Origin of the sequence: Streptomyces otsuchiensis (genome assembly GCF_004305975.1) — a bacterium.
GTDB classification, from domain to species: Bacteria; Actinomycetota; Actinomycetes; order Streptomycetales; family Streptomycetaceae; genus Streptomyces; species Streptomyces otsuchiensis.
In genome coordinates, this window is record NZ_BHZI01000005.1 from 20340 (window position 1) to 39574 (window position 19235).

A 19235-nucleotide genomic window follows, 5' to 3' on the forward strand; every position below is an offset into this window, starting at 1 on the left:
CGGCGGCGGGGCATCAGGGTTCGCCCCTGAGCCGGGTATCAGGGACGGATCCGGGCGCACCCGGATGCCCGGGGGGCGGCCTGGCGGGCACGATGAACGCATGACTCAGGAGTATCCGCACGGGCAGGCCGGTGAGGGCCGTGCCGCGCCTCCGATGTGGCCCGGTCACGGCGGTCACGCGGGATCCGGTAGTGAGCCGCGCGACGGCCACGACGGCGGCCGGCACGGTGGCCATGGCCACGGCCACGGCCACAGCCACGACCAGCGTGGCGGTCCCGGCGGTGTGCCGGGTCCGTTCGGGTGGGGGAGGCGGGATGTCGCCGAGGGCGACGCCCATCGTGACCGGCTGACCCGCAGCAGGCGGCACAAGGTGATCGGTGGCGTCTGCGGCGGACTGGGGCGCTACTTCGATCTCGATCCGGTGATCTTCCGGATCTCGCTCGCCGTGCTCTCCGTGATCGGCGGCGTCGGCTTCATCGCGTACGGCGTGGCGTGGCTGCTGCTGCCGTTCGAGGACGACAGCGAGAACGAGGGCCGCCGGATGCTGTCCGGACGGGTGGACGGCCCGGGCCTGAGCGCGTTGCTGCTGGTGGTCGTCGGTTTCGGGCTGCTGCTCGCCTCGCTGCCGGGCCGGTCCCAGTCCTTCTCGGTGATGTTGCTGGCCGCGCTGATCGGTGCCGCGTACTGGTCCCGGCACCGGCGCGGCCTGGACGGTTCCTGGACGGCGGGCGGCCCCCCGGACGCGGCGACCGCGCAGGCGGTGGCGAGCGCGCCGCCCGAGGTGCAGGCGCCGCCCGCCCCGGCGACCGCTTCCTGGTGGCGTACCGGTGGGTCGGACGCCCGCGAGGGCTATCTGTGGGGGCCGACGGGCTACGACGGTTCCGACCTGCCGCCGAGGGTGGACCTGGGCAAGGGCCCGGGCGGCGGCGACCCGTTCCGTCCACCGGGGGCGCGCACCGAGCCGCCGCCGGAGCCGCGGCGGGAGTTCTGGCTGGGCGGGCCGGTCCTGCTGCTCGCGGTCGTCGCCGCGGTCATCGTGGGGGCCCTCTCCTGGGACCGGACGACGCTGAGCACCGCCCTGGTGTACTCCGGCTCGGCGGCGGTCGCGGTGTTCGGGCTCGGCCTCGTCGTCGGCGCGTTCTGGGGACGGCTGGGCATCGGCACGACCCTCGGTGCGGTGCTCGCCACCGCCGCGACGCTGGCGGCGGCGACGCTGCCGGCGTCCATCACCACCCAGTGGACCGAGGAACGGTGGACCCCGACGGCGGTCTCGGAGATCGAGCCGGAGTACGAACTGGGCAGTGGCCGCGCCACCCTCGATCTCGCCGGCCTGGAACTGGCGGACGGCGAGCGGGCGGAGGCGTCGGTCCGGGTCGGCGGCGGCCAGGTGCGTGTGTTCGTTCCGAACGACGTGACGGTGGAGGTCGTCTCCGACATCTGGCTCGGCGGCTACACCTTCGGCGACCCGGCGGAGCGGGACCGGGGCCCCAGCGCCCGGATCCAGGGCGGCGGATTCCGCGCCGACTGGGTCGGGACCTACGGCCCGACGCCGGGAATCGACTCGCGCGGCGTGATCGCCCTCAACCTGTCGGTCGGGGTCGGTCACATCGAGATCAACCGGATGCCGCCCCCCGAACAGGGTCCGCACCCGGCCGACGAGGAACAGCGGGAGCAGGACGAGGACAGCGAGCCGGTGGAGGCCGCCGCGACGGTCGGCGTCCTCGCCCCGTCGCCCGAGGGAGAGGCACAGGTGGTGGTCCGATGAGTACCAGGCCCGAGACGCGGTTCCGCTTCGAACCCGCCCGACTGCTGCTGGGCGTGGGCCTGTTGGTCATCGCCGTGGCCTTCGTCGCCCGGGCGGCCGGCGAACTGGACGTCCAGTTGCGCTACATCGCTCTGGCGCTGCCCGTGACGCTGGCCCTCACGGCACTCGCGTCGGTCGCGACCTACGTCTTCCGGCGCCGGCCGGACTGACGGCCGGACGACTGCCCGCGCGCGTGTCCGCGCGGGCAGGAGGGCAGGAGGGCAGGCGGGTTCAGGGGCGGGCGCGTTCGCGCAGTGCCGCGCCGAGCGAGAACGTGCCGGCGCCCGCCAGCGCCAGCGTCAGGAACCCGACCGCGTAGGGCAGATCCTGGCCGAAGTAGTACGGGCTGGTTCCCCAGCCGACGGTGAGCCACATCGAGAACATCAGCAAGGCGCCGGCCAGCGCCGCCGGCCGGGTCAGGAAGCCGGACAGCACCGCCGCGCCGATGACGATCTCGGCGACGGCGGCCCCGGTGATCAGCAGGCCCGGATGGTCCACGGCGAGTTCGGCGATCCAGGGCGCCGCCGCCCGGTCACGGCTGAACTCCACCATGGACTCCATGACCGACACGTCCATGGAGCTGGTGAACGGCCCCCAGGAGGTGAACTTGTCGATGCCCGCGTACAGGAAGGTGAAGCCGAGGAAGAGCCGCAGCGGCAGCAAAGCGTGCAGCGCCAGCCGTTCGCGGACCCCACCCTGGTCGTCCATCGGGCCGTTCACTCGGTTCACGGGCATGACGGGCTCCTCGCAGGCGGCGTCCTCTCAGTCTGCCACCGTGATCGTGTACCGCCCAGACTCCGTACCCGCGGCGGTGATCACCCGGATCTCCGTGCGCCCCGGCTCGACCTCCGCCGGGAGCGCGACAACCAGCCGGTCCTCGCTCGGGTTGCTGAATCCGCCCTCGACGGGGATCAACGGCACCGGCGCGTAGACGTTCCCGACGCGCACCACGGTCTCCGCCAGCCGGGCCGGCCGCCGCGCGCCGGGCGGCACGAAGCCGGAGCCGCGGATCTCGATGTCGTCGCCGGGGCGCACCGGCGCGTGCGGGCCGCCCGGTTCGCGTGCCCGCACCACCGACAGGATCACCGGCCGCGCGCCGTCGGTGTACGCGCCCGCCACGTGGGCCGCCGCGGCCAGCGCGAACAGTGCGACCAACGGCCACGGGACCGGCGGCAGTTCGGACGGTGTACGGATCAGCCCGGCCGCCGCGAAGCTCAGCGCGGCGGCAGAGGCCACCAGGTAGGCGACCGGGGCGAAGCCCACGACGCCGTCGTCGTCACCGACCAGGTCGGCCGGGCGCGGCCGGTCCGCGCGGACCTTCTGCATGGCGAAGCGGCGGACCCGGCGGGAGACCGTCAGCCGCACCCACCCGGCGGCGGCCAGGGCGATACCCACCGACACCAGGAGCCCCGCGCCGTTCGCCAGGGTCAGACCCTCCGCCAGCTCCCGCCGGGCCTGCGGCCCGGCGGCCCCGGCCAGAGTCGCCGACAGCAGCAGCGCGGCGTAGCCCGACAGCAGCAGCCAGGCGGCGGCGACCGCCCGCGCGGTGCAGAACCGCCCGTCGTCCCCGACCAGCGGCGCGAACATCGTGGCCGGGCGGAACACCCGCCACGCCAGGGTCAGTACGGCGGCCACGGCGACCCCCGCGAGGAGCCCGGCGGTCGTCGACAGCGACCAGCCCCCGCCCGGCGCGAGGAGTTGGGCCAGCGCGACGAGCACGCCGACCACCGTCCAGGCCGCGATCACCGTGCGGCGCGCCGCCGTTGCCAGCCGGGCCGCACCGGCGGTGCGGCCCAGTGCGGCCAACTCGCGTGCCGCGATCGTCAGTTCGTCGGAGATCCACTGACGGGCGGCCTCGGGGGAGCGTGCCAGCGAGTCCGGTACGCCGACGCCTGCGGCCAGTTCGTCCCGGCGTCGCGCGAAAGCCGTTGCGGCCCGGCGGTGTCGGTGGCGCGCGCCGTGTGGGCACGCCTCGCAGACACAGCCCTGTGCGTGGTGCCGGGTCTCCCCGGCGGCCGGTGTCTCGGCCGTCATCGTCTGTCGCCTCTTCCCCGTCCGGTGCACGCCCGGAGGGGCGGTGTCGCCGCCCGCCCCGTGGCCTGCCGTCCCGTGCCCTGCCGGGCCTTGAGATCCCCGGCCGTGCTCGCGGGTGGTGCGTCCGCGTCGCGGGGCGCGCCGGGGCGCGCCTCCTTGGCCGTCATGCCCGCGACGGGCGGATGCCATACGCCCGGTGCACCACCCGCCCTGCCGCGAAGCAGCGCGGCAGGGCGGGGGCGGCGTGGCCGGTCGGTCGCCGGCCGGTTCAGTCGCCGGGCGGCCCCGCCCCGGCCGGTTCATGCCTCCGGTCGGTTCATGCCCCCGGCCGGTTCACGCCTCCGGTCGGTTCACGCCTTCGGTCGGTTCACGCCGGGCGGGTGGCGCCGGCGAACGGCATCGAGTCCACCGGCGCGTACCGCACCGGGGTGCCCGGCCGCGAGGCGTGGATGATCTGCCCGTTCCCGACGTACATGCCGACGTGGGTGAGGCCGGAGTAGTAGAAGACGAGGTCGCCCGGGGCCAGGTCGGAGCGGGAGACCCGGGAGCCGGCGTTGATCTGGCTGTAGCTGGTGCGCGGCAGTGACACGCCGGCTGCGGACCAGGCGGCCTGGGTGAGGCCGGAGCAGTCGTAGGAGCTCGGTCCGGTGGAACCCCAGCCGTAGGGCTTGCCGAGCTGGGCCTCGGCGAAGGCCACCGCCTGCGCGCCCCGGGAGCTGGCCGCGGGCGCGGTCGCGCGGGGCTCGGTCGCGCGGTCGGCACGCTCGGGGCCGCGTGGCGCGGTGCCCGTGTCCGTCGTCTCGCCGTGGCCCTCGGCGGCCAGGACGCGAGCGCGTTCGGCGGCGGTCAGGGTCTCCAGCAGTTCCTCTGCCTCGGCGATCCTGCCCTCGACCGCGTCCCGCTCCGCCCGGGCCTCCGCGCGCGCCCGGCGCAGCTCGGTGTTCTCCTCGGCGGCCTCGCCGTGCAGCCGCTCGATCTCGGTGAGCTGGGTGGCCAGGCGTTCCATGGCCCCGCCCTGCCGGTTCTCGGCACGGTCGAGGGCGGCGGCGCGGGAGAGGTAGTCGTCGGGGCTGCTGGCGAGGGCGAGCTGCACGCTGGGGGAGAGGCCACCGGCGCGGTACTGGGCGGCGGCGTGCGAACCGAGGGCGTCGCGGGCGGTGTTCAGCTGTTCGGTGCGCTGCGCCGCTTCGGCGGCGAGCCGGGAGAGCCGCTCCTCGGCCGCCTCGGCTGCCTCCGTGGCGCCGTTGTAGCGCTCGGTCGCCTGCTCGGCCTCGTGGTGCAGGGTGTCGACCTGCTCGCGGACGTCGGCCGCGCTGGGCCGCGGGTCGGCCACGGCCGGGGAGTGCAGGGCGCCGGCCGTGGCAGCGCCGGCGAGGGTCAGGCCGGCGGCCGTCCGGGCGGAGGAACCGGCCAGGGACCGGGTTCTCGGTTTTCGGTGCACGGGCCGACGGCGGCCGTTCGTCTGATGGGGAGCCATGGGTGTGGACGCTAGCCCCGGCTCGGTGGTGGGTCGGGCCAACCGATCGTGATTGGCCGCAAGGGATCAGTTCTGATCGGCCGCGGGGTTCAGCTGATCGATCGCGTCGCGGAAAACGTCCACGCGTTGGCTGCCCACCACTGGATGTCCGTTAATCAGAAAAGCAGGTGCCGTCTCGACGCCGATGTCCACGCCCTCGTTGGCGTCGCGCTCCACGGACTCACCGGCCTCCGCCGACTCCAGGTCCTCCGCGAACCGCTCCAGGTCCGCCACCCCCGCCGCCTCCGCCAGCTCCAGGACGCCGTCCTCCGAGTACTTGCCGGAGCCCTGGTGGGCGTCCTCCGCGAACGCCGCCGCGTAGAACTCCCAGAACACGCCCTGCTGGCCCGCCGCCCAGGCGGCGCGCGCCGCCCGGTCGGACTCCGGGCCGTAGATCGGGAAGTTCCGGAACTCGATCCGCAGCACGCCCGCCTCGACGTACTCCTCGACCAGCTCCGGGTGGGTGCCGCGGGCGTGGCCACCGCAGAACGCGCACTGGAAGTCCGCGTACTCGATCATGACCACCGGGGCGTCCTCCTCGCCCAGCGCCAGCGGGTCGTCCGCCTCCCGGCGGACCAGCTCGTGGATCGGGTCCTCCGCCGGGATCGGCCGCAGGGCCAGCTCACCGGAGCCCTCGGGGCCCGCTCCGGCGTCGTCGGCGTCGCCCGAGCCGCCGCCCGTCGAGGTCAGTCCGGTCAGCACCATCGCGCCGACCACGAGGGCGACGATGACCATGACGATGACGGACTGGTTCTTACGGCTGAACATCCGGGCTCCAGAGCTGCCGCCCGCCGGGGCTCGGCGCGACGTCACATGACGGGTGCGGGGCTTATCAGCATACGGGCGTCAACCACGCGGAAGGCGGCCGATACGCTCCGTACCATGGAGTTCCTGACCAACCTCTTCCTCGCCTTCCACATCATCGGCATCGCCGCGCTGCTGGGCGGATTCCTCTCCCAGACCAAGCTGCTCAAGGCCGGTGAGGCGCGCATCACCCCCGGGATGCTGCACGGCGCCCTCACGATGCTGGTCACCGGCGTCGCCCTGGTCGGCCTCAACGAGGCCAACGACGGAGACGTCAACCACATCAAGATCGGCGTCAAGCTGACCCTGCTCGTGGTGCTGACCGCCCTCGCCTACGTCAAGCGCGACGACGAGAAGGTGGCCACCCCCGTCTTCGGCACCATCGGCCTGCTGACCGTCGCCAACATCTTCATCGCGACGCTCTGGTAGTCGCCCCGGCGGACACGCGGGCTCCGGGACAGCCGTCCCGGAGCCCGCGCCCGTTCCCAGGCCGCACTCAGTACGGAGTCAGGCCGGGCGGACGGCGCTGTGGAAGGGCATGTAGTCGACCGACTCGACCTTCACCACGTCACCCGGCCGCGAGGCGTGGATCATGTTCCCGTCGCCGATGTAGATCCCCACATGGCTGATGTCGGAGTAGAAGAAGACGAGATCGCCGGGGAGCATGTCCCCGCGTGAGACGCGGGTGCCGAAGTTCACCTGGTCGTAGGTGACGCGCGGCATCTCCACACCCGCCGTCCGCCACGCGGCCTGCGTGAACCCGGAGCAGTCGTAGGAACCGGGACCGGTGGCACCCCACACGTAGGGCTTGCCCAGCTCCGCCTCCGCGAAGGCCAGCACCTTCTCCGCCTTGGCGGAGTACCCGCCACCGCCCGACGGCGGCGGAGTGGCCGGCGGCGGGTCCTGCGCCGGCGGCTCGGTGCCCGCGCCCGGCTCGGTGTCCTGCTCGGTGCGCTCGGCCTCGGCCTCGGCCCGCTCCGCCTCCTCGCGTTCGGCCGCCTCCCGCCGCTCCCGCTCGGCGCGCTCCCGCTGGCGACGTTCCTCGGCCTTGCGCTCCGCCTCCTCGCGCTCCAGCCGTTCCAGCTCCGCGAGCTGCTCGGCCTCCTCCTCGGTGAGCCCTTCCAGCAGCTCACGGGCGGTGGCGAGCTTCTCCTGCACCGACTCCTTCTCGGCCTGCAGGGTCTCCTCCTGCTCCTGGAGCGAGGCCAGTGCCTCGGTCGCCTCACTCCGCTTCTCCTGAGCGGTGCCCTGCCGGGCGCTGAAGATGTCGAGCGCGTGCTGCTGCTGGCCGGTGACCCGGTCCAGCTTGTAGCGGAGGTCGAAGAAGCTCTGCGGGTTGTCCACCAGGAGCAGCGTCGCCGTCTCCGAGACGTTGCCGTGACGGTACTGCGCGGCCGCGAACTGGCCGACCGTGCGCCGGGCCTCGTTGACCTCGTCCGCCGCTGCGGCGGCCTCGTTCAGCAGCGCGTCGACCGTCTCCTGCTGCGCCGCGGTCTTCTCCTCGGCGGCGTTGTACCGCTGGGTCGCGGACCCCGCCTCGCGGTAGAGGGTGTCGACCCGCTCCTTGACCTCGGCGGCACGTTCGGTGCTCGCCTCCGCCCGCTTCCGCGCCTCGGCGACCGCGTCGCCGTCGTCGGCGTGCGCCTGCTGGGAGATGAGCGTCGCGGAGAGGGCGGCGACGCCGAGACCGATGGCGCCGCGCCGGACGGCGGGTGATGAGAGCAGCCCTGGGCGGGGCCTGCGGTGGGAACCCACAGCGGTGTCCTTCCTTCCGTCTGCCGCCTACCAGGTGAGCTGACGGCCTCGGGCTACGGAAGGCTGCCCTACGGGACGCGCGGACGGCGCGGACCGATTCGGCCCGGGGGAGCGTGCTCCCCGGTGGTTCCCCGGCTCCGGCGAAGGTTTCCGGACTCGGCGGAGGGGACCCGTGCCGTCGTGATCGACGGCCGTCGAGCGGGCCACCTGCGGCTGCACGCTAACCACTGGGGTGGCGGCTTGGGAAGAGTGGTACGGCCAATGACCGAAATCAATCCGTGACCTCGGGCACCTCGCTCCACGAGGACCGCGCCGATCGCCGGTTCGGAGTCCGGTGTGGTGGGGCGTGGTGGGGCGTGGCGAGCGGCGCGTGCGTCCGCGCCCCTCGCCACGCCCCCTGGAATGGCCCTCGGGCAGGCCCTACTTGCGCTTGCGCTGCTCCCAGCGGTTCAGGCGCCGGATCGTCACGCCTCCCACGCCGCCGGAGCCGACCACCCGCAGGAGGGGCCCGTCGCCCTCGGGCTGCGGCTGCTTGGCGGTCTTGTCGGCGACCCCGCCGATCCCTTCCTTCGTCTCGGCCGCCACCTCGACCCGCCAGGTGGCCGGGACGATCAGCGTGACACCGCCCACGTCACCGTGCGCCTCCACCTCGACCTGGCGGTGCGACATCTCGCCCTGGGTGAAGTCGATCTTGACGCCGCCCATCCCGCCCTTGATGAAGATGTGGGTGGGGACGACCCAGGGTTCGGTCCGGTTCTCGCCCCCGACGCCGCCCTTGATGACCAGGGGCTCGGAGGACTGTGCCGGTGCCGCCGGCTCGGGAGCCCGGGCGGCCGCCCCGCCCGGCAGGTCCGCCGTCACCGGCTCCAGTTCGGCGTAGGTCTTCGCGGCGAAGGTCCGTTCCAGCCGTTCGTCCAGCTCGTCCAGGCCCAGCCGGCCGTCACCGGCCGCCTCCCTGAGGAGTTCCGCGACCGCCTCTCGGTCGGAGTCCGAGATGCGGAGGTCGGCTCGCGGGTCACGCTCGTGGGGGGGAGGGAGGTTAGTCATACCGGGGATTCTAGGAGCCGTCGGGCCCCGGTCGCCATCACCTTAGACTCGGAGACGATGAGCAGCAGCCTTTTCGACGACAGCGCGGACAGCCTCGCGGCGGCCGCCGGCGCCGCCCGCCCGGCCTTCACGCCCGGTGGGCCCGGTTCCGGCGCCTCCTCGGGCCCGGAGCGAGGGCCGGGTGCCGGGGCCTCCGGCACCGACCCGCTGTGGGAGCTTCCCTTCCCGGGCGAGGCCGGTGACACCGGCGGTGACGAGCCCCCGCCCCCGGAGGACCGCGAGGGGGCACCGCCGGAGACGGTCCCCGACGACCTCTTCGCCGGGGCGTTCACCGCCGAGCCGGACCCCTCCTACTACCGCGACGGCGCCCGCATGCCCGTCATCGATCCCGCGCGGCTCCTCGAAGGGCTCAACGATCAGCAGCGCGCCGCCGTGACCCACAGCGGCACCCCGCTGCTGATCGTCGCCGGTGCGGGCTCCGGCAAGACCCGGGTGCTCACCCACCGCATCGGCTACCTGCTCGCCGCCCGGGGCGCCCACGCCGGCCAGATCCTCGCGATCACCTTCACCAACAAGGCCGCCGGAGAGATGAAGGAGCGCGTCGCCGACCTCGTCGGCGCCCGCGCCAACGCGATGTGGGTGATGACCTTCCACTCCGCGTGCGTGCGCATCCTGCGCCGCGAGAGCAAGAAGCTCGGCATGACCTCCAGCTTCTCCATCTACGACGGCGCCGACTCCAAGCGGCTGATGGCGCTGGTCTGCCGCGACCTTGACCTGGACCCCAAGCGGTTCCCGCCGAAGGCGTTCAGCGCCAAGGTCTCCAACCTCAAGAACGAGCTGATCGACCCCGAGGACTTCCACGCCCAGGCGCAGGACGGGTTCGAGAAGACCCTCGCGGAGGCGTACACCCTCTACCAGTCGCGGCTGCGCCAGGCCAACGCCCTGGACTTCGACGACATCATCATGACCACCGTCACCCTGCTCCAGGCGTTCCCCGATGTCGCCGAGCACTACCGGCGGCGGTTCCGCCACGTGATGGTCGACGAGTACCAGGACACCAACCACGCCCAGTACACCCTGGTCCGGGAACTGGTCGGCCGGGCGAGCGAGGAGCCGGACGCGGTCGAGCCGGCCGAACTGTGCGTGGTGGGCGACGCCGACCAGTCCATCTACGCCTTCCGCGGCGCGACCATCCGCAACATCCTCCAGTTCGAGGAGGACTACCCGCAGGCCAGGACGCTGCTGCTGGAGCAGAACTACCGCTCCACCCAGACCATCCTGACCGCCGCCAACGCGGTCATCGAGCGCAACGAGAACCGTCGCGCGAAGAACCTGTGGACCGAGTCCGGCGAGGGCGCGAAGATCATCGGCTACGTCGCCGACACCGAACACGCCGAAGCCCAGTTCGTCGCCGAGGAGATCGACCGACTCACCGACGCGGGGACCAGCCGCCCCGGTGACGTCGCCGTCTTCTACCGCACCAACGCCCAGTCCCGGGTCTTCGAGGAGATCTTCATCCGGGTCGGCCTGCCCTACAAGGTCGTCGGCGGGGTCCGGTTCTACGAACGCAGGGAGGTCCGGGACGTCCTGGCCTACCTGCGGGTGCTCGCCAACGGCGAGGACACCGTCTCGCTGCGCCGCGTCCTCAACGTCCCCAAGCGCGGCATCGGCGACCGGGCCGAGGCGATGATCGAAGCCCTCTCCCTGCGCGAGAAGATCTCCTTCGCGCAGGCGCTGCGCCGGGTCGACGAGGCGTACGGCATGGCCTCCCGGTCCGCCAACGCCGTCAAGCGGTTCAACGCGCTGCTGGAGGAACTGGCCACCATCGCCGAGTCCGGCGCCGGGCCCGCCACCGTGCTGGAGGCCGTCCTGGAACGCACCGGCTACCTCGCCGAACTCCAGTCCTCCACCGACCCGCAGGACGAGACCCGGGTCGAGAACCTCCAGGAACTCGCCGCGGTGGCACTGGAGTTCGAGGAGGCCCGCCCGGAGGGCGAGACCGGCACCCTCGCCGACTTCCTGGAACAGGTCGCCCTCGTCGCCGACTCCGACCAGATCCCCGACGACGAGGAGGGCGGCGAGAGGGGCGTCATCACCCTGATGACCCTGCACACCGCCAAGGGCCTGGAGTTCCCCACGGTCTTCCTCACCGGTATGGAGGACGGGGTCTTCCCGCACATGCGGTCGCTGGGCAAGACCAAGGAACTGGAGGAGGAACGCCGCCTCGCGTACGTCGGCATCACCCGGGCCCGCGAACGGCTCTACGTCACCCGCGCCACCGTCCGCAGCGCCTGGGGCCAGCCGCAGTACAACCCGCCCTCCCGCTTCCTGGAGGAGATCCCCGCCGTCCACCTCGACTGGCGGCGAACCGGTGGCACGGCCACCGCACCCGCGCCGGCCCGGTCCGGCGGCGGGCGCGGCGGTTCCGCGACCGGCACCCGCAACGGGCTGACCGGCGCCGCGTCGGGGTTCGCGACCGGACGGATCAAGGACCGGGAGGTGGTCGCGCTCTCCCCCGGAGACCGGGTCACCCACGACACGTTCGGGCTGGGGACCGTCGTCGCCGTCGAGGGCAGCGGCGACCGTGCCCAGGCCACCGTCGACTTCGGCGGCGAGAACCTCAAACGGCTGCTGCTGCGGTACGCGCCGGTCGAGAAGCTCTGACCGGTCCGGTCCGGTCCGGTGCGGTCCGGATTCGGACCGGTCCGGTGCGGTCCGGATTCGGACCGGGCCGGGCTCGGGCGGGCGAGGTCGGGCGGGGTCGGCCCGGATCTGGACCGGGCCGGCTGCTGGCACTGACCGGCCCTCCACCTGACGGCCCGTACGGATGTACGAGTCATGTCACAGTGCGGCGAAACCGCTTGTCCGGAGCAACCCGCACGGGGTTAGCTGCGTTCGGCACCTTTCGAACGGATGCCTCCAGGACCACGACCGGGGACCAGGACCTTCAGACCGCGCGCTCAGCGCAGGGGGAAACAGACCATGAGCCAGCCCTGGCAGCAGCCACCCACCGGCGGGAACGGACAGGACCCGCAGCAGCCGGGGAACGGCGGGCAGCCCGGCTTCGGCGCGCCGCAGACGCCGCCGCCCGGATTCGCCCAGCAGCCTCCGCCCCAGCAGCCGGCCTACGGCGCGCCGCAGCAGGCCGCCGCCCCGGGCCAGGCGCCCGGCCAGCCGCCGCAGGGCGCTCCCGGCCAGGCGGGTTACGGCTACCCCGGCCAGCCGCAGACGGCTCCGCAGCCCGGCTACGGCTACCCCCAGCAGGACCAGCAGGGCGCGCCCCAGCCCGGTTACGGCTACCCGCAGCCCGGTGGCGCGCCGGGTGCCCCGGGTGACTCGGGCGACGACAGCGCCGGCGGCCCGCCGCAGAACCTGCTGTTCGCCCTCGGCGCGGCCCTGGTCGCCGCCGTGATCTGCTTCTTCGCCTACGGCGCGCTCTACAACGCGATGACGGACGAGAGCACCGGCGAGGTCACCCAGATCGGATGGGTCGCGGTCCTCATCGGCGTCGTGGTCGGTCTCGGTCCGGCCTTCATGGCGAAGCGGAACTGGGTCGCCTACATCGTCGGCGCGGTCCTCGCGCTCGGCGCGGTCTACCTCGGCACCCTCTACGGCGGCGCGATCTTCATGGCCGACGAGCTGTCGGGCCTGTCACTCTCCGCCCCCGAGATCGCCTTCCTGGAGCAGCAGACCGGCCTGACGGTCGCCAACGGCGACGGCGCCTTCTCGATCTTCATCAAGAACATCGGCGCCCTGACCGATGTGTGGACCGAAGGCGCGGAGGCCATGGACTACGTCTTCATGGCACTGGCCCCGGTCGGCGCGATCGGTGTCGCGCAGACGGTGCTGCGCCGGTCCAGCTGACGACCGGCACGACAGAGGGAGCGGGGTACCGGCCGTGGCCGGTACCCCGCTCCCTGTCGTTGGGCGCCCGATCGTCACGAGGGCCGCTGGGCCGCTGGGCGTCGGCGTCGGCGACGCGCGGCGCACGGGTGGGGTGGCCGTGCGTGGGACGACCCCGGTGGGTCACCGGCGACGCCGGGGAGGCCGGGCGAATGCGTGCGCGCCCGGGTCAGTTGGGGGAGAGGCCCTTGCCGCGCAGCCAGGCGGACGGGTCGACGGCGGAGCCGCCCCCGGGCCGGACCTCGAAGTGGAGGTGCGGGCCGGTGGAGGTGCCCGAGTTGCCCGAGTAGGCGATCACGGTGCCCGCCTGGACGTGGCCCGAGTAGTAGACGTGGCTGCTCAGATGGGCGTACCAGGTCTCGGTCCCGTCGGCGGCGGTGACGATCGCCAGGTTCCCGTAGGACGGGTTGACCAGTGTGCGGACGGTCCCGTCGGTGGCCGCCCTGACCGGGGTGCCGTGGCTGACGGGGAAGTCGATCCCTGTGTGCAGCGACATCCAGTTGATGCCGGCCTGCCCGTAGCTGGCGCTCAGCCCGCGCTGGTCGACGGGGACGAAGAACTTCGGCCGCAGCTCCTCCTGCCGGGCGGCCTCGCGCTCCGCCTCCGCCTGCTCCTCGGCCTTCCTCTCCTCCAGGTCCATCCGGCCCTGGGTACGGCTGGCGCGGTCGGCGTAGTCGTCGGCGGCGGCGGTCAGTCCTTCGAGCTGAGTGTCGAACCGCTCGTTGGCGGCCATGGTCCGTGCGGCGGCGGCCTCCGCGGCGGCCGCCGCCTCCTCCTCGCCACCGGCGGCCAGCGGGAGGTCGTCCTCGGACTGCGAGGAGTCGTCCGGCGTGGTGATCGCCGAGGCGGCCACGGCGGTGACGCCGAGCACGCACAGGGACGGAGCCGCGACGGTCAGCAGAGCGGAGCGCTTCGGCTTGGGGCGGCGCCGGGCCCGGCGGTTGGCCGGCGGCGCGGCGACGTCGAGCCCGCCGCGGCCCCGGTCACCGTCTGCCGGCCCGACGAGGACGGGCGCGTCGTCGTACGGGGCCCGGGCGTCGACACCGGACTCCGTGTCGGCGTCGGCTGCCCGGGTGCCGTGCGCCTCGGCGCCACGCTCGTCGAAGGGCTGCCCGTCGAAGGGCTGCCCGTCGAAGGGCTGCCCGTCGAAGTCCTGCCGGCGGTAGTCGCCGTGGCCGCTGTGGTCGCCGTACTGGTCGTGGTCGAAACTCTGTCCGCCGTGGGAGTCCGGGGCGCGGTCGTCGTACTCGCCGGTCGAGCCCTCGGCGAGAGCGCGGGCTTCGGTGTCCCAGTCGGGGTACCCGTCGGTGCCGGCCGGGTCGGTTCCGTGCTGGTCGGCGCCGCCCTGGGCGGGGATGTCGTGCGCGGGGATGTCGTGCGCCGTCTGCCGGTTGTCCCAGCCGTGCGACTCCCAGTCCGGGGCTTCCCAGTCCGCCGTCCGCGCGGTCGGGGAGACGTGGTCCGCTCCCGTCGCGTGGCCCGAGGCCGGCGCGCCGCCGCCCCACTGCTGCTGCCCTGCGTGGTCCGTCCCGTCCCAGCCGCCGTGCTGGGCGCCGTGCGTGGCGTCGTAGGTGCCCTCGTACGAGCCCTCGGCTCCGGAGTCGTAGCCGCCGAAGTGCTGTGCGGCAACGGGGGTTCCGTGTGCGGGCGTCTGGTCCCAGCTGGTGGTGGCGTAGGTGCCGCTGTCGTAGGCGGCGGCCTGACCGTACGGGTCCTGGCCGTAGGGGTCGTGCGCCTGCTGCCCGCCGTACTGGCCCTGTTGGGCGTGCGTGCCGCCCAGGGCGTCGGGGGCGTAAGGGTCCTGGCCCAGCAGGTCGGGACCGTAGCCGTCCCCGTGCCCGTAGGTGGGGGCGGTGCCGTAGCCGTCGCCTCCGTAACCCAACTCCTGCCCGTACGACTGACCTTGCCCGTAGGCGTCCTGCGCGGAGCTGTGCCCGGAGGAGAAGGAGTGATCGTAAGTGGCGTGGGTATAAGCAGAATAGTCGGAGGAGTACCCCTGTGAGGGGTGGCCGACATCGCCAGCTGTTCCAGTCGGGTACGTGTTCCCCGACGGGTGACGATCGTTCACCGACCACGCCTTCCGGCTCGACGACAGGAGCGGGGCGTGGCCCCGGCGGCTGCAGTGCGGCGACTGTACCCGGCGGTATGCGGCACTCACAATCTTCCCGGGGCTTCGCCGGGGCAGGAAACGGGCATTCGGTCGTCTTTCGCGGGACCGGCCATGAGTGTTCCACTGGACATTCGATTAATGTTCGAACATGCGGCGTCTTTCCGTATCTCCGTGCGGTCGCCCGGTGGCGCCGATCCGCTGGTCGCGTCGGCGGTCGCGGAGCGGTCCGGCGTTTCCGGGTCTTCTCTCGACTGTGCAGTTTTCGTGACCGGCCGCCCCGGGTGTGGGTGTGGGCCGTTCGGTGCCCGGCTGCCGGACTGCGCCCGCTTCGCCCGTTCGGTCACCGCCACCGCCACCGTCGCCGGCCGGTGCCGCCGACCGGCTACCGAACGTCATCGTCGGTCGACAGCCGTGTGATTTCCCCCTCTGTGCGTATCGCGAACGCCCCGCCGTGCGAGATGCTGTTGCTAACGCGCGTTCACTCGGCACTGTGGCCGGGGCTTGGGAGGTAGAGATGGATGTGTCGGGTCCGATCCGTGTCGTGGTCGCGAAGCCGGGACTCGACGGGCATGACCGGGGAGCCAAGGTCATCGCCCGTGCGCTGCGGGACGCTGGCATGGAGGTCATCTACACCGGGCTCCACCAGACCCCGGAGCAGATCGTGGACACCGCGATCCAGGAGGACGCCGACGCCATCGGGCTGTCGATCCTCTCCGGAGCGCACAACACGCTCTTCGCCAAGGTGATCGAGCTGCTGAAGGAGCGTGACGCCGCCGACATCACGGTCTTCGGGGGCGGGATCATCCCCGAGGGTGACATCGCACCGCTCAAGCAGCAGGGTGTCGCCGAGATCTTCACGCCGGGGGCGCCCACCGGCGATGTCGTGGCGTGGGTGCGGGCACACGCCCGGGCCGCCTGACCGCGCAGCCGTCGTCACACGTCCCGGTCGAGGGTCACCCCTGTGGCCGGACGCCGGGCGGGCGCCGCGTGAGCGGCCTCCGCCCGGCGCTGCTTCAGCGGGCCGGGCGGGTTTCCAGCTCGGCGCGCATCACCTCCCGCAGCTCCAGGGTGTCGGCCAGCTGGCGGAACGCCGCCGCCCACTGCTCGCCGCGAGTCGGCCCGCCGCCGCGCCTCGGCGCGGGCTGCGACGCGTCACCGGCCGCCGCGGCGGCCTCCCGCCGGGCCTTCTCCGCGGCCTCCGCCTCGACCTCGACCGCGCGGTCCGCCTCCGGTATCAGCACGCTCAGCAGGGCGCGGCCGACGGCCGGATCCAGGTGCTGCTGGGCGAGTCCCAGCACCCCGGAGTAGTGGTTCGGGTGCGAGGCCCCGCGCCGCAGCGCCGCGTGGAAGCCGCCCATCACAGCCTTCGCGAGCGGCGGCGGCCAGGGGGTCGGGCAGTCGGCCAGGACCCGATAGGCGTCGGTCAGGCCCTTGGCCGAGATGAAACCGGTGGCCCACGCGGTTCTGTCCGCCGGGGGCATCAGTGACAGCAGCGTCGCGGCACGGTCCGCCGCCTCGGCGACAGGGGCGTCCGGCGGGCCGAGCAGAGCCCGCGCCCAGGCGGCGTCGCGCTGGTGCACCGCCGCCCGGGACCACGCGGCGTGCAGGTCGTCCCGCCAGTCGTCGGCGACGGGCAGGGCGACGATCTCCTCCGGGGTCCGCCCGCCCAGGTGCGCGCTCCACCGCCCCAGCGAGGCGGCCTCCACCACCTGCGTCAGCCACCAGGACCGCTCCCCTCGGCCCTGCGGGGGCTTCGCCACCACGCCGTCCCTGGTCATCGCCGCGTCGCACTCCGGCGGCGGTTCGACGACCAGGGTGTCCGTCGAGTACGCACCGGTGCGGTCCAGGGCGACGCAGGCGCCGGCACGGACGGCCATGCGCCCGGCCAGGGCCGACCCGGGGAGCACGGAGAGCAGTTCGGCGGCGGTGGCCCGAACCGTCCTGCCGCGGTCGGTCAGCGCCGCCTCCAGGAAGGGCTCGTCCCCCGGGTACAGCTCCTCGCGGAGCGCGTCGAGGAACATCAGCCGGTCCTCGGCCCGCTCCTGGGACCAGGTGGAGACGAGCAGTTCGCGCCCCGCCTCCGGGTCGGCGGCGCGCAGCGCGGTCAGCGCGCCGACCCGCTCGGCGAACAGTCCCTCCTCCCACAGCCGCCGCTGCCGTTCGGCCCGGTCCGCGCCGTCCGGGCCGTCGGAGCCGTCCGAGCCCTTCGAGCCCGGCTGACCGGAGCCGGAGGCGGCCGTAGCCGTCCCGGCCGGTGCGGCACGCAGCGCGAACCGCCACTCGGGGCGCAGCGCGGCCAGCCACAGGCCGCGCGGTCCCGCGAAGGTCAGGACCGCCGCCCGCAGGTCCGTGCGATGCCGGGCGGCGTCCAGCAGCTCGGGTATCTGCCAGGGCGGGGGCCGGTATCCCTGTTCGTTGGCGATCTCCAGCCACTCCGGCGCCAGCGCCGCGAGGTCTCCGCCCGTCGTGTTCCAGCCGCGGGCGGCGGTGCTCCGCAGGGCGTACCGCACCAGATGGGTCAGCCGGAGCGCCGCCGCCCGTGGCAAGGGGGGACGGGGGTCGGCGCCGGCCGGCTCCGGAGCACCGGTGGCCGCTGCCGGAGTGAGCCCGGCGCGGCCCCGCACGGTGCGGACGGCGGCCAGTACCAGCAGGGCCGGGCCGGAACCGCCGGGCAGGGCCCGCCGTTCGCGCCCCAGCAGGGCGGCGCCGACCAGTTCGTCCCACTCCGCCGTGGCCGTCCCCCCGTCTGTGGCGGAGTCCGCGTCACCGGTGGGAGCGGCGCACGTCATCCTCGCCGTCTCCGCCGCGGCCGGTCCTCCGGCTGTCGTGCTCTCGGCCGTTGTCACAGCTCTACCGCCTCTCCGTCGGACCAGACCGTGTGGGGGCGGAAGCCGTCGGCGCCGATCTCCCCGAAGACCGTCACAGGCGCTCCGCCCGAAGCGGCGGCGAGCCGCCAGTAGCTCTTCTCACCGGAACAGCGCAGCGGGACGGCCGCCCCTTCCGTGTCCGCCAGCCGCCAGCCGGTGTCACCGGCCGTCACCGGATCGTCCGTCGCCCCGCGTTCGCCGGGTATCGGTGTGACCGCTGCGAGCACCACCGGGCGGCTGCTGAGCCAGGGGTCCTCCGCCAGCGCCCCGCCGTACTCGGCGAGCGCCGCGGCCAGGGTCGTCCCCGGCGGCGTGGCGCCGCTGGAGGCGAGGGGGCCGTGGTGGGTGGCGATCGTGGCCCGCAGCTGGCCGCCGCCCGGGTAGATCGCGAGGTCGGCGTCGAACTCCGAGCCGGGCGGAAGCGCCAGTTCGGGTGTCCGCTGCGCGGCGCCGAACGACAGCAGCATCGCGGTGCGGCCCTCGCGACGCCCCCGCAGCCAGATCCGGCGGACCGTCAGCCGCTCCTCCTGGGTGTCCTTCATCGCCAGGACCAGCCAGTGATCGCGCACCAGGGTGCCCGCACCGCTGTGTTCCGCGATCAGCGCGGCGGAGTCGACGGGGACGCCCACCCGTGAGCGAACCGTGGCGGCCAGGGAGTCGGGCAGTTCGTCGACCCGTGGATACGCCCGGACGAGCAGATGCAGAAGCGCGCACTCGGTCAGCATCCGGGAGGGCCAGCCGGGGCCCGAGGAGGGGATCGCCGCCAGCTCCCGGACGCGGGCGGCGAGGCCCGGCGCCTGGGCGTCGACCATCCGCGCGGCCATGTCGTTCCAGGCCGCGTAGCCGAGCCGTTCGGCGCCGGCCAGTCCGCCGTCCACGAGGTCGCCGAGCCGCCGCTCCAGTTCGGAGGCGCCGTCGGCGATGCGCTGCGAGCGCCGCTCGGCGCGCTTGCGGGCGGCCTTCTCGTCGACCGGCGGTGCCCCGGCCCCCGACGCGGCCCCGGCCTCGGCCCGTTGTCTGCGGCCGGCCAGCCACTTCTCCGCCCACTCCGGTGGCTCGGGACCGCTGACCACCGCGGTCCCCGCACTGTCCTGTGCCCACAGCAGCAACAGCCCGAGGGCGTGCTTGCAGGGGAACTTCCGGCTCGGGCAACTGCACTTGTACCCGGGCACCGCCGTGTCGGCCAGATCGACCGCCGTCATGTACGGCTTGCTGCCACTGCCTTTGCACAGCCCCCACAAGGAGTCACCCCGCCGCGCCGCCCCGGACCACGGGCCCGGCGCGGAGAGCTTGATGCCCGCCTTGCGTGACGCTGCGTCAGGGGCAAGCCCCAACACTTGTTCCGCTGACCAGCGGACCTGTTCTCCCGTCATGCACCGAACGCTAGGCCCGGCC

General features: G+C 73.7%; 15 protein-coding genes and 1 riboswitch. Of the genes, 6 read left to right on the top strand and 9 right to left on the bottom strand.

What is annotated here, in order from left to right:
- Positions 1-100: 100 nt before the first annotated feature.
- On the top strand, positions 101-1765 hold the full coding sequence (locus E0D90_RS00985) for a PspC domain-containing protein (RefSeq protein WP_130796269.1): 1665 nt from the start codon (positions 101-103) through the stop codon (positions 1763-1765).
- Positions 1762-1974 carry a hypothetical protein gene (locus E0D90_RS00990; RefSeq protein WP_103501441.1) on the top strand — a complete coding sequence of 71 codons (213 nt, stop codon included), beginning with the start codon at positions 1762-1764 and terminating at the stop codon, positions 1972-1974. The genes E0D90_RS00985 and E0D90_RS00990 overlap by 4 nt, the downstream gene beginning before the upstream one ends.
- Before the next feature lie 61 nt (positions 1975-2035).
- Here the strand turns inward: E0D90_RS00990 and E0D90_RS00995 are convergent, their stop codons facing one another.
- The 4 genes from E0D90_RS00995 to E0D90_RS01010 form a co-directional block, all read right to left on the bottom strand.
- Positions 2036-2539 carry a DoxX family protein gene (locus E0D90_RS00995; RefSeq protein ID WP_227869897.1) on the bottom strand — a complete coding sequence of 168 codons (504 nt, stop codon included), beginning with the start codon at positions 2537-2539 and terminating at the stop codon, positions 2036-2038.
- Between the two features lie 27 nt (positions 2540-2566).
- A complete protein-coding gene (locus tag E0D90_RS01000; protein ID WP_130796270.1) occupies positions 2567-3838 on the bottom strand; it encodes a hypothetical protein in 1272 nt (423 codons plus the stop codon).
- Positions 3839-4205: 367 nt separating this feature from the next.
- Complete coding sequence (locus E0D90_RS01005; RefSeq protein WP_130796271.1) at positions 4206-5315, bottom strand: C40 family peptidase; 1110 nt, start codon at positions 5313-5315, stop codon at positions 4206-4208.
- Positions 5316-5381: 66 nt separating this feature from the next.
- Positions 5382-6122 (bottom strand): DsbA family protein, encoded by a 741-nt coding sequence (locus E0D90_RS01010; protein WP_227869898.1) that lies wholly within the window; start codon positions 6120-6122, stop codon positions 5382-5384.
- Between the two features lie 114 nt (positions 6123-6236).
- On the opposite strand from E0D90_RS01010, the gene E0D90_RS01015 reads away from it, so the two are divergent.
- Positions 6237-6587: a hypothetical protein gene (locus E0D90_RS01015; RefSeq protein ID WP_103501438.1), complete on the top strand. Its 351-nt coding sequence runs from the start codon at positions 6237-6239 to the stop codon at positions 6585-6587.
- A gap of 78 nt (positions 6588-6665) precedes the next feature.
- Here the strand turns inward: E0D90_RS01015 and E0D90_RS01020 are convergent, their stop codons facing one another.
- Entirely contained in the window at positions 6666-7913 is a 1248-nt protein-coding gene (locus tag E0D90_RS01020) for a C40 family peptidase (RefSeq protein WP_130796272.1), read from the bottom strand.
- Between the two features lie 9 nt (positions 7914-7922).
- Positions 7923-8085, bottom strand: a riboswitch (cyclic di-AMP (ydaO/yuaA leader).
- A 248-nt stretch (positions 8086-8333) separates the two neighbouring features.
- Positions 8334-8960, bottom strand: coding sequence for a DUF1707 SHOCT-like domain-containing protein (locus tag E0D90_RS01025; RefSeq protein ID WP_130796273.1), 627 nt, complete (start codon positions 8958-8960; stop codon positions 8334-8336).
- 57 nt (positions 8961-9017) lie between these two features.
- Between E0D90_RS01025 and pcrA the strand changes: the two genes are divergently transcribed.
- Both pcrA and E0D90_RS01035 read left to right on the top strand, forming a co-directional pair.
- Positions 9018-11624 (top strand): DNA helicase PcrA, encoded by a 2607-nt coding sequence (gene pcrA, locus E0D90_RS01030; protein WP_227869899.1) that lies wholly within the window; start codon positions 9018-9020, stop codon positions 11622-11624.
- Positions 11625-11942: 318 nt separating this feature from the next.
- Positions 11943-12824: a hypothetical protein gene (locus E0D90_RS01035; RefSeq protein WP_176599799.1), complete on the top strand. Its 882-nt coding sequence runs from the start codon at positions 11943-11945 to the stop codon at positions 12822-12824.
- 208 nt (positions 12825-13032) lie between these two features.
- On the opposite strand, the gene E0D90_RS01040 is transcribed toward E0D90_RS01035, so the two are convergent.
- Complete coding sequence (locus E0D90_RS01040) at positions 13033-14745, bottom strand: M23 family metallopeptidase (RefSeq protein WP_130796274.1); 1713 nt, start codon at positions 14743-14745, stop codon at positions 13033-13035.
- Between the two features lie 742 nt (positions 14746-15487).
- Here E0D90_RS01040 and icmB point away from each other — a divergent pair.
- Positions 15488-15892 carry a coenzyme B12-dependent isobutyryl CoA mutase small subunit gene (gene icmB, locus E0D90_RS01045; RefSeq protein WP_103501434.1) on the top strand — a complete coding sequence of 135 codons (405 nt, stop codon included), beginning with the start codon at positions 15488-15490 and terminating at the stop codon, positions 15890-15892.
- Between the two features lie 94 nt (positions 15893-15986).
- On the opposite strand, the gene E0D90_RS01050 is transcribed toward icmB, so the two are convergent.
- The gene (locus tag E0D90_RS01050; RefSeq protein WP_227869900.1) at positions 15987-17762 is read right to left on the bottom strand and encodes a DUF5691 domain-containing protein; all 1776 of its coding nucleotides are present in this window, start codon (positions 17760-17762) and stop codon (positions 15987-15989) included.
- 53 nt (positions 17763-17815) lie between these two features.
- Positions 17816-19213, bottom strand: coding sequence for an SWIM zinc finger family protein (locus E0D90_RS01055; RefSeq protein WP_130796275.1), 1398 nt, complete (start codon positions 19211-19213; stop codon positions 17816-17818).
- Positions 19214-19235: the final 22 nt, after the last annotated feature.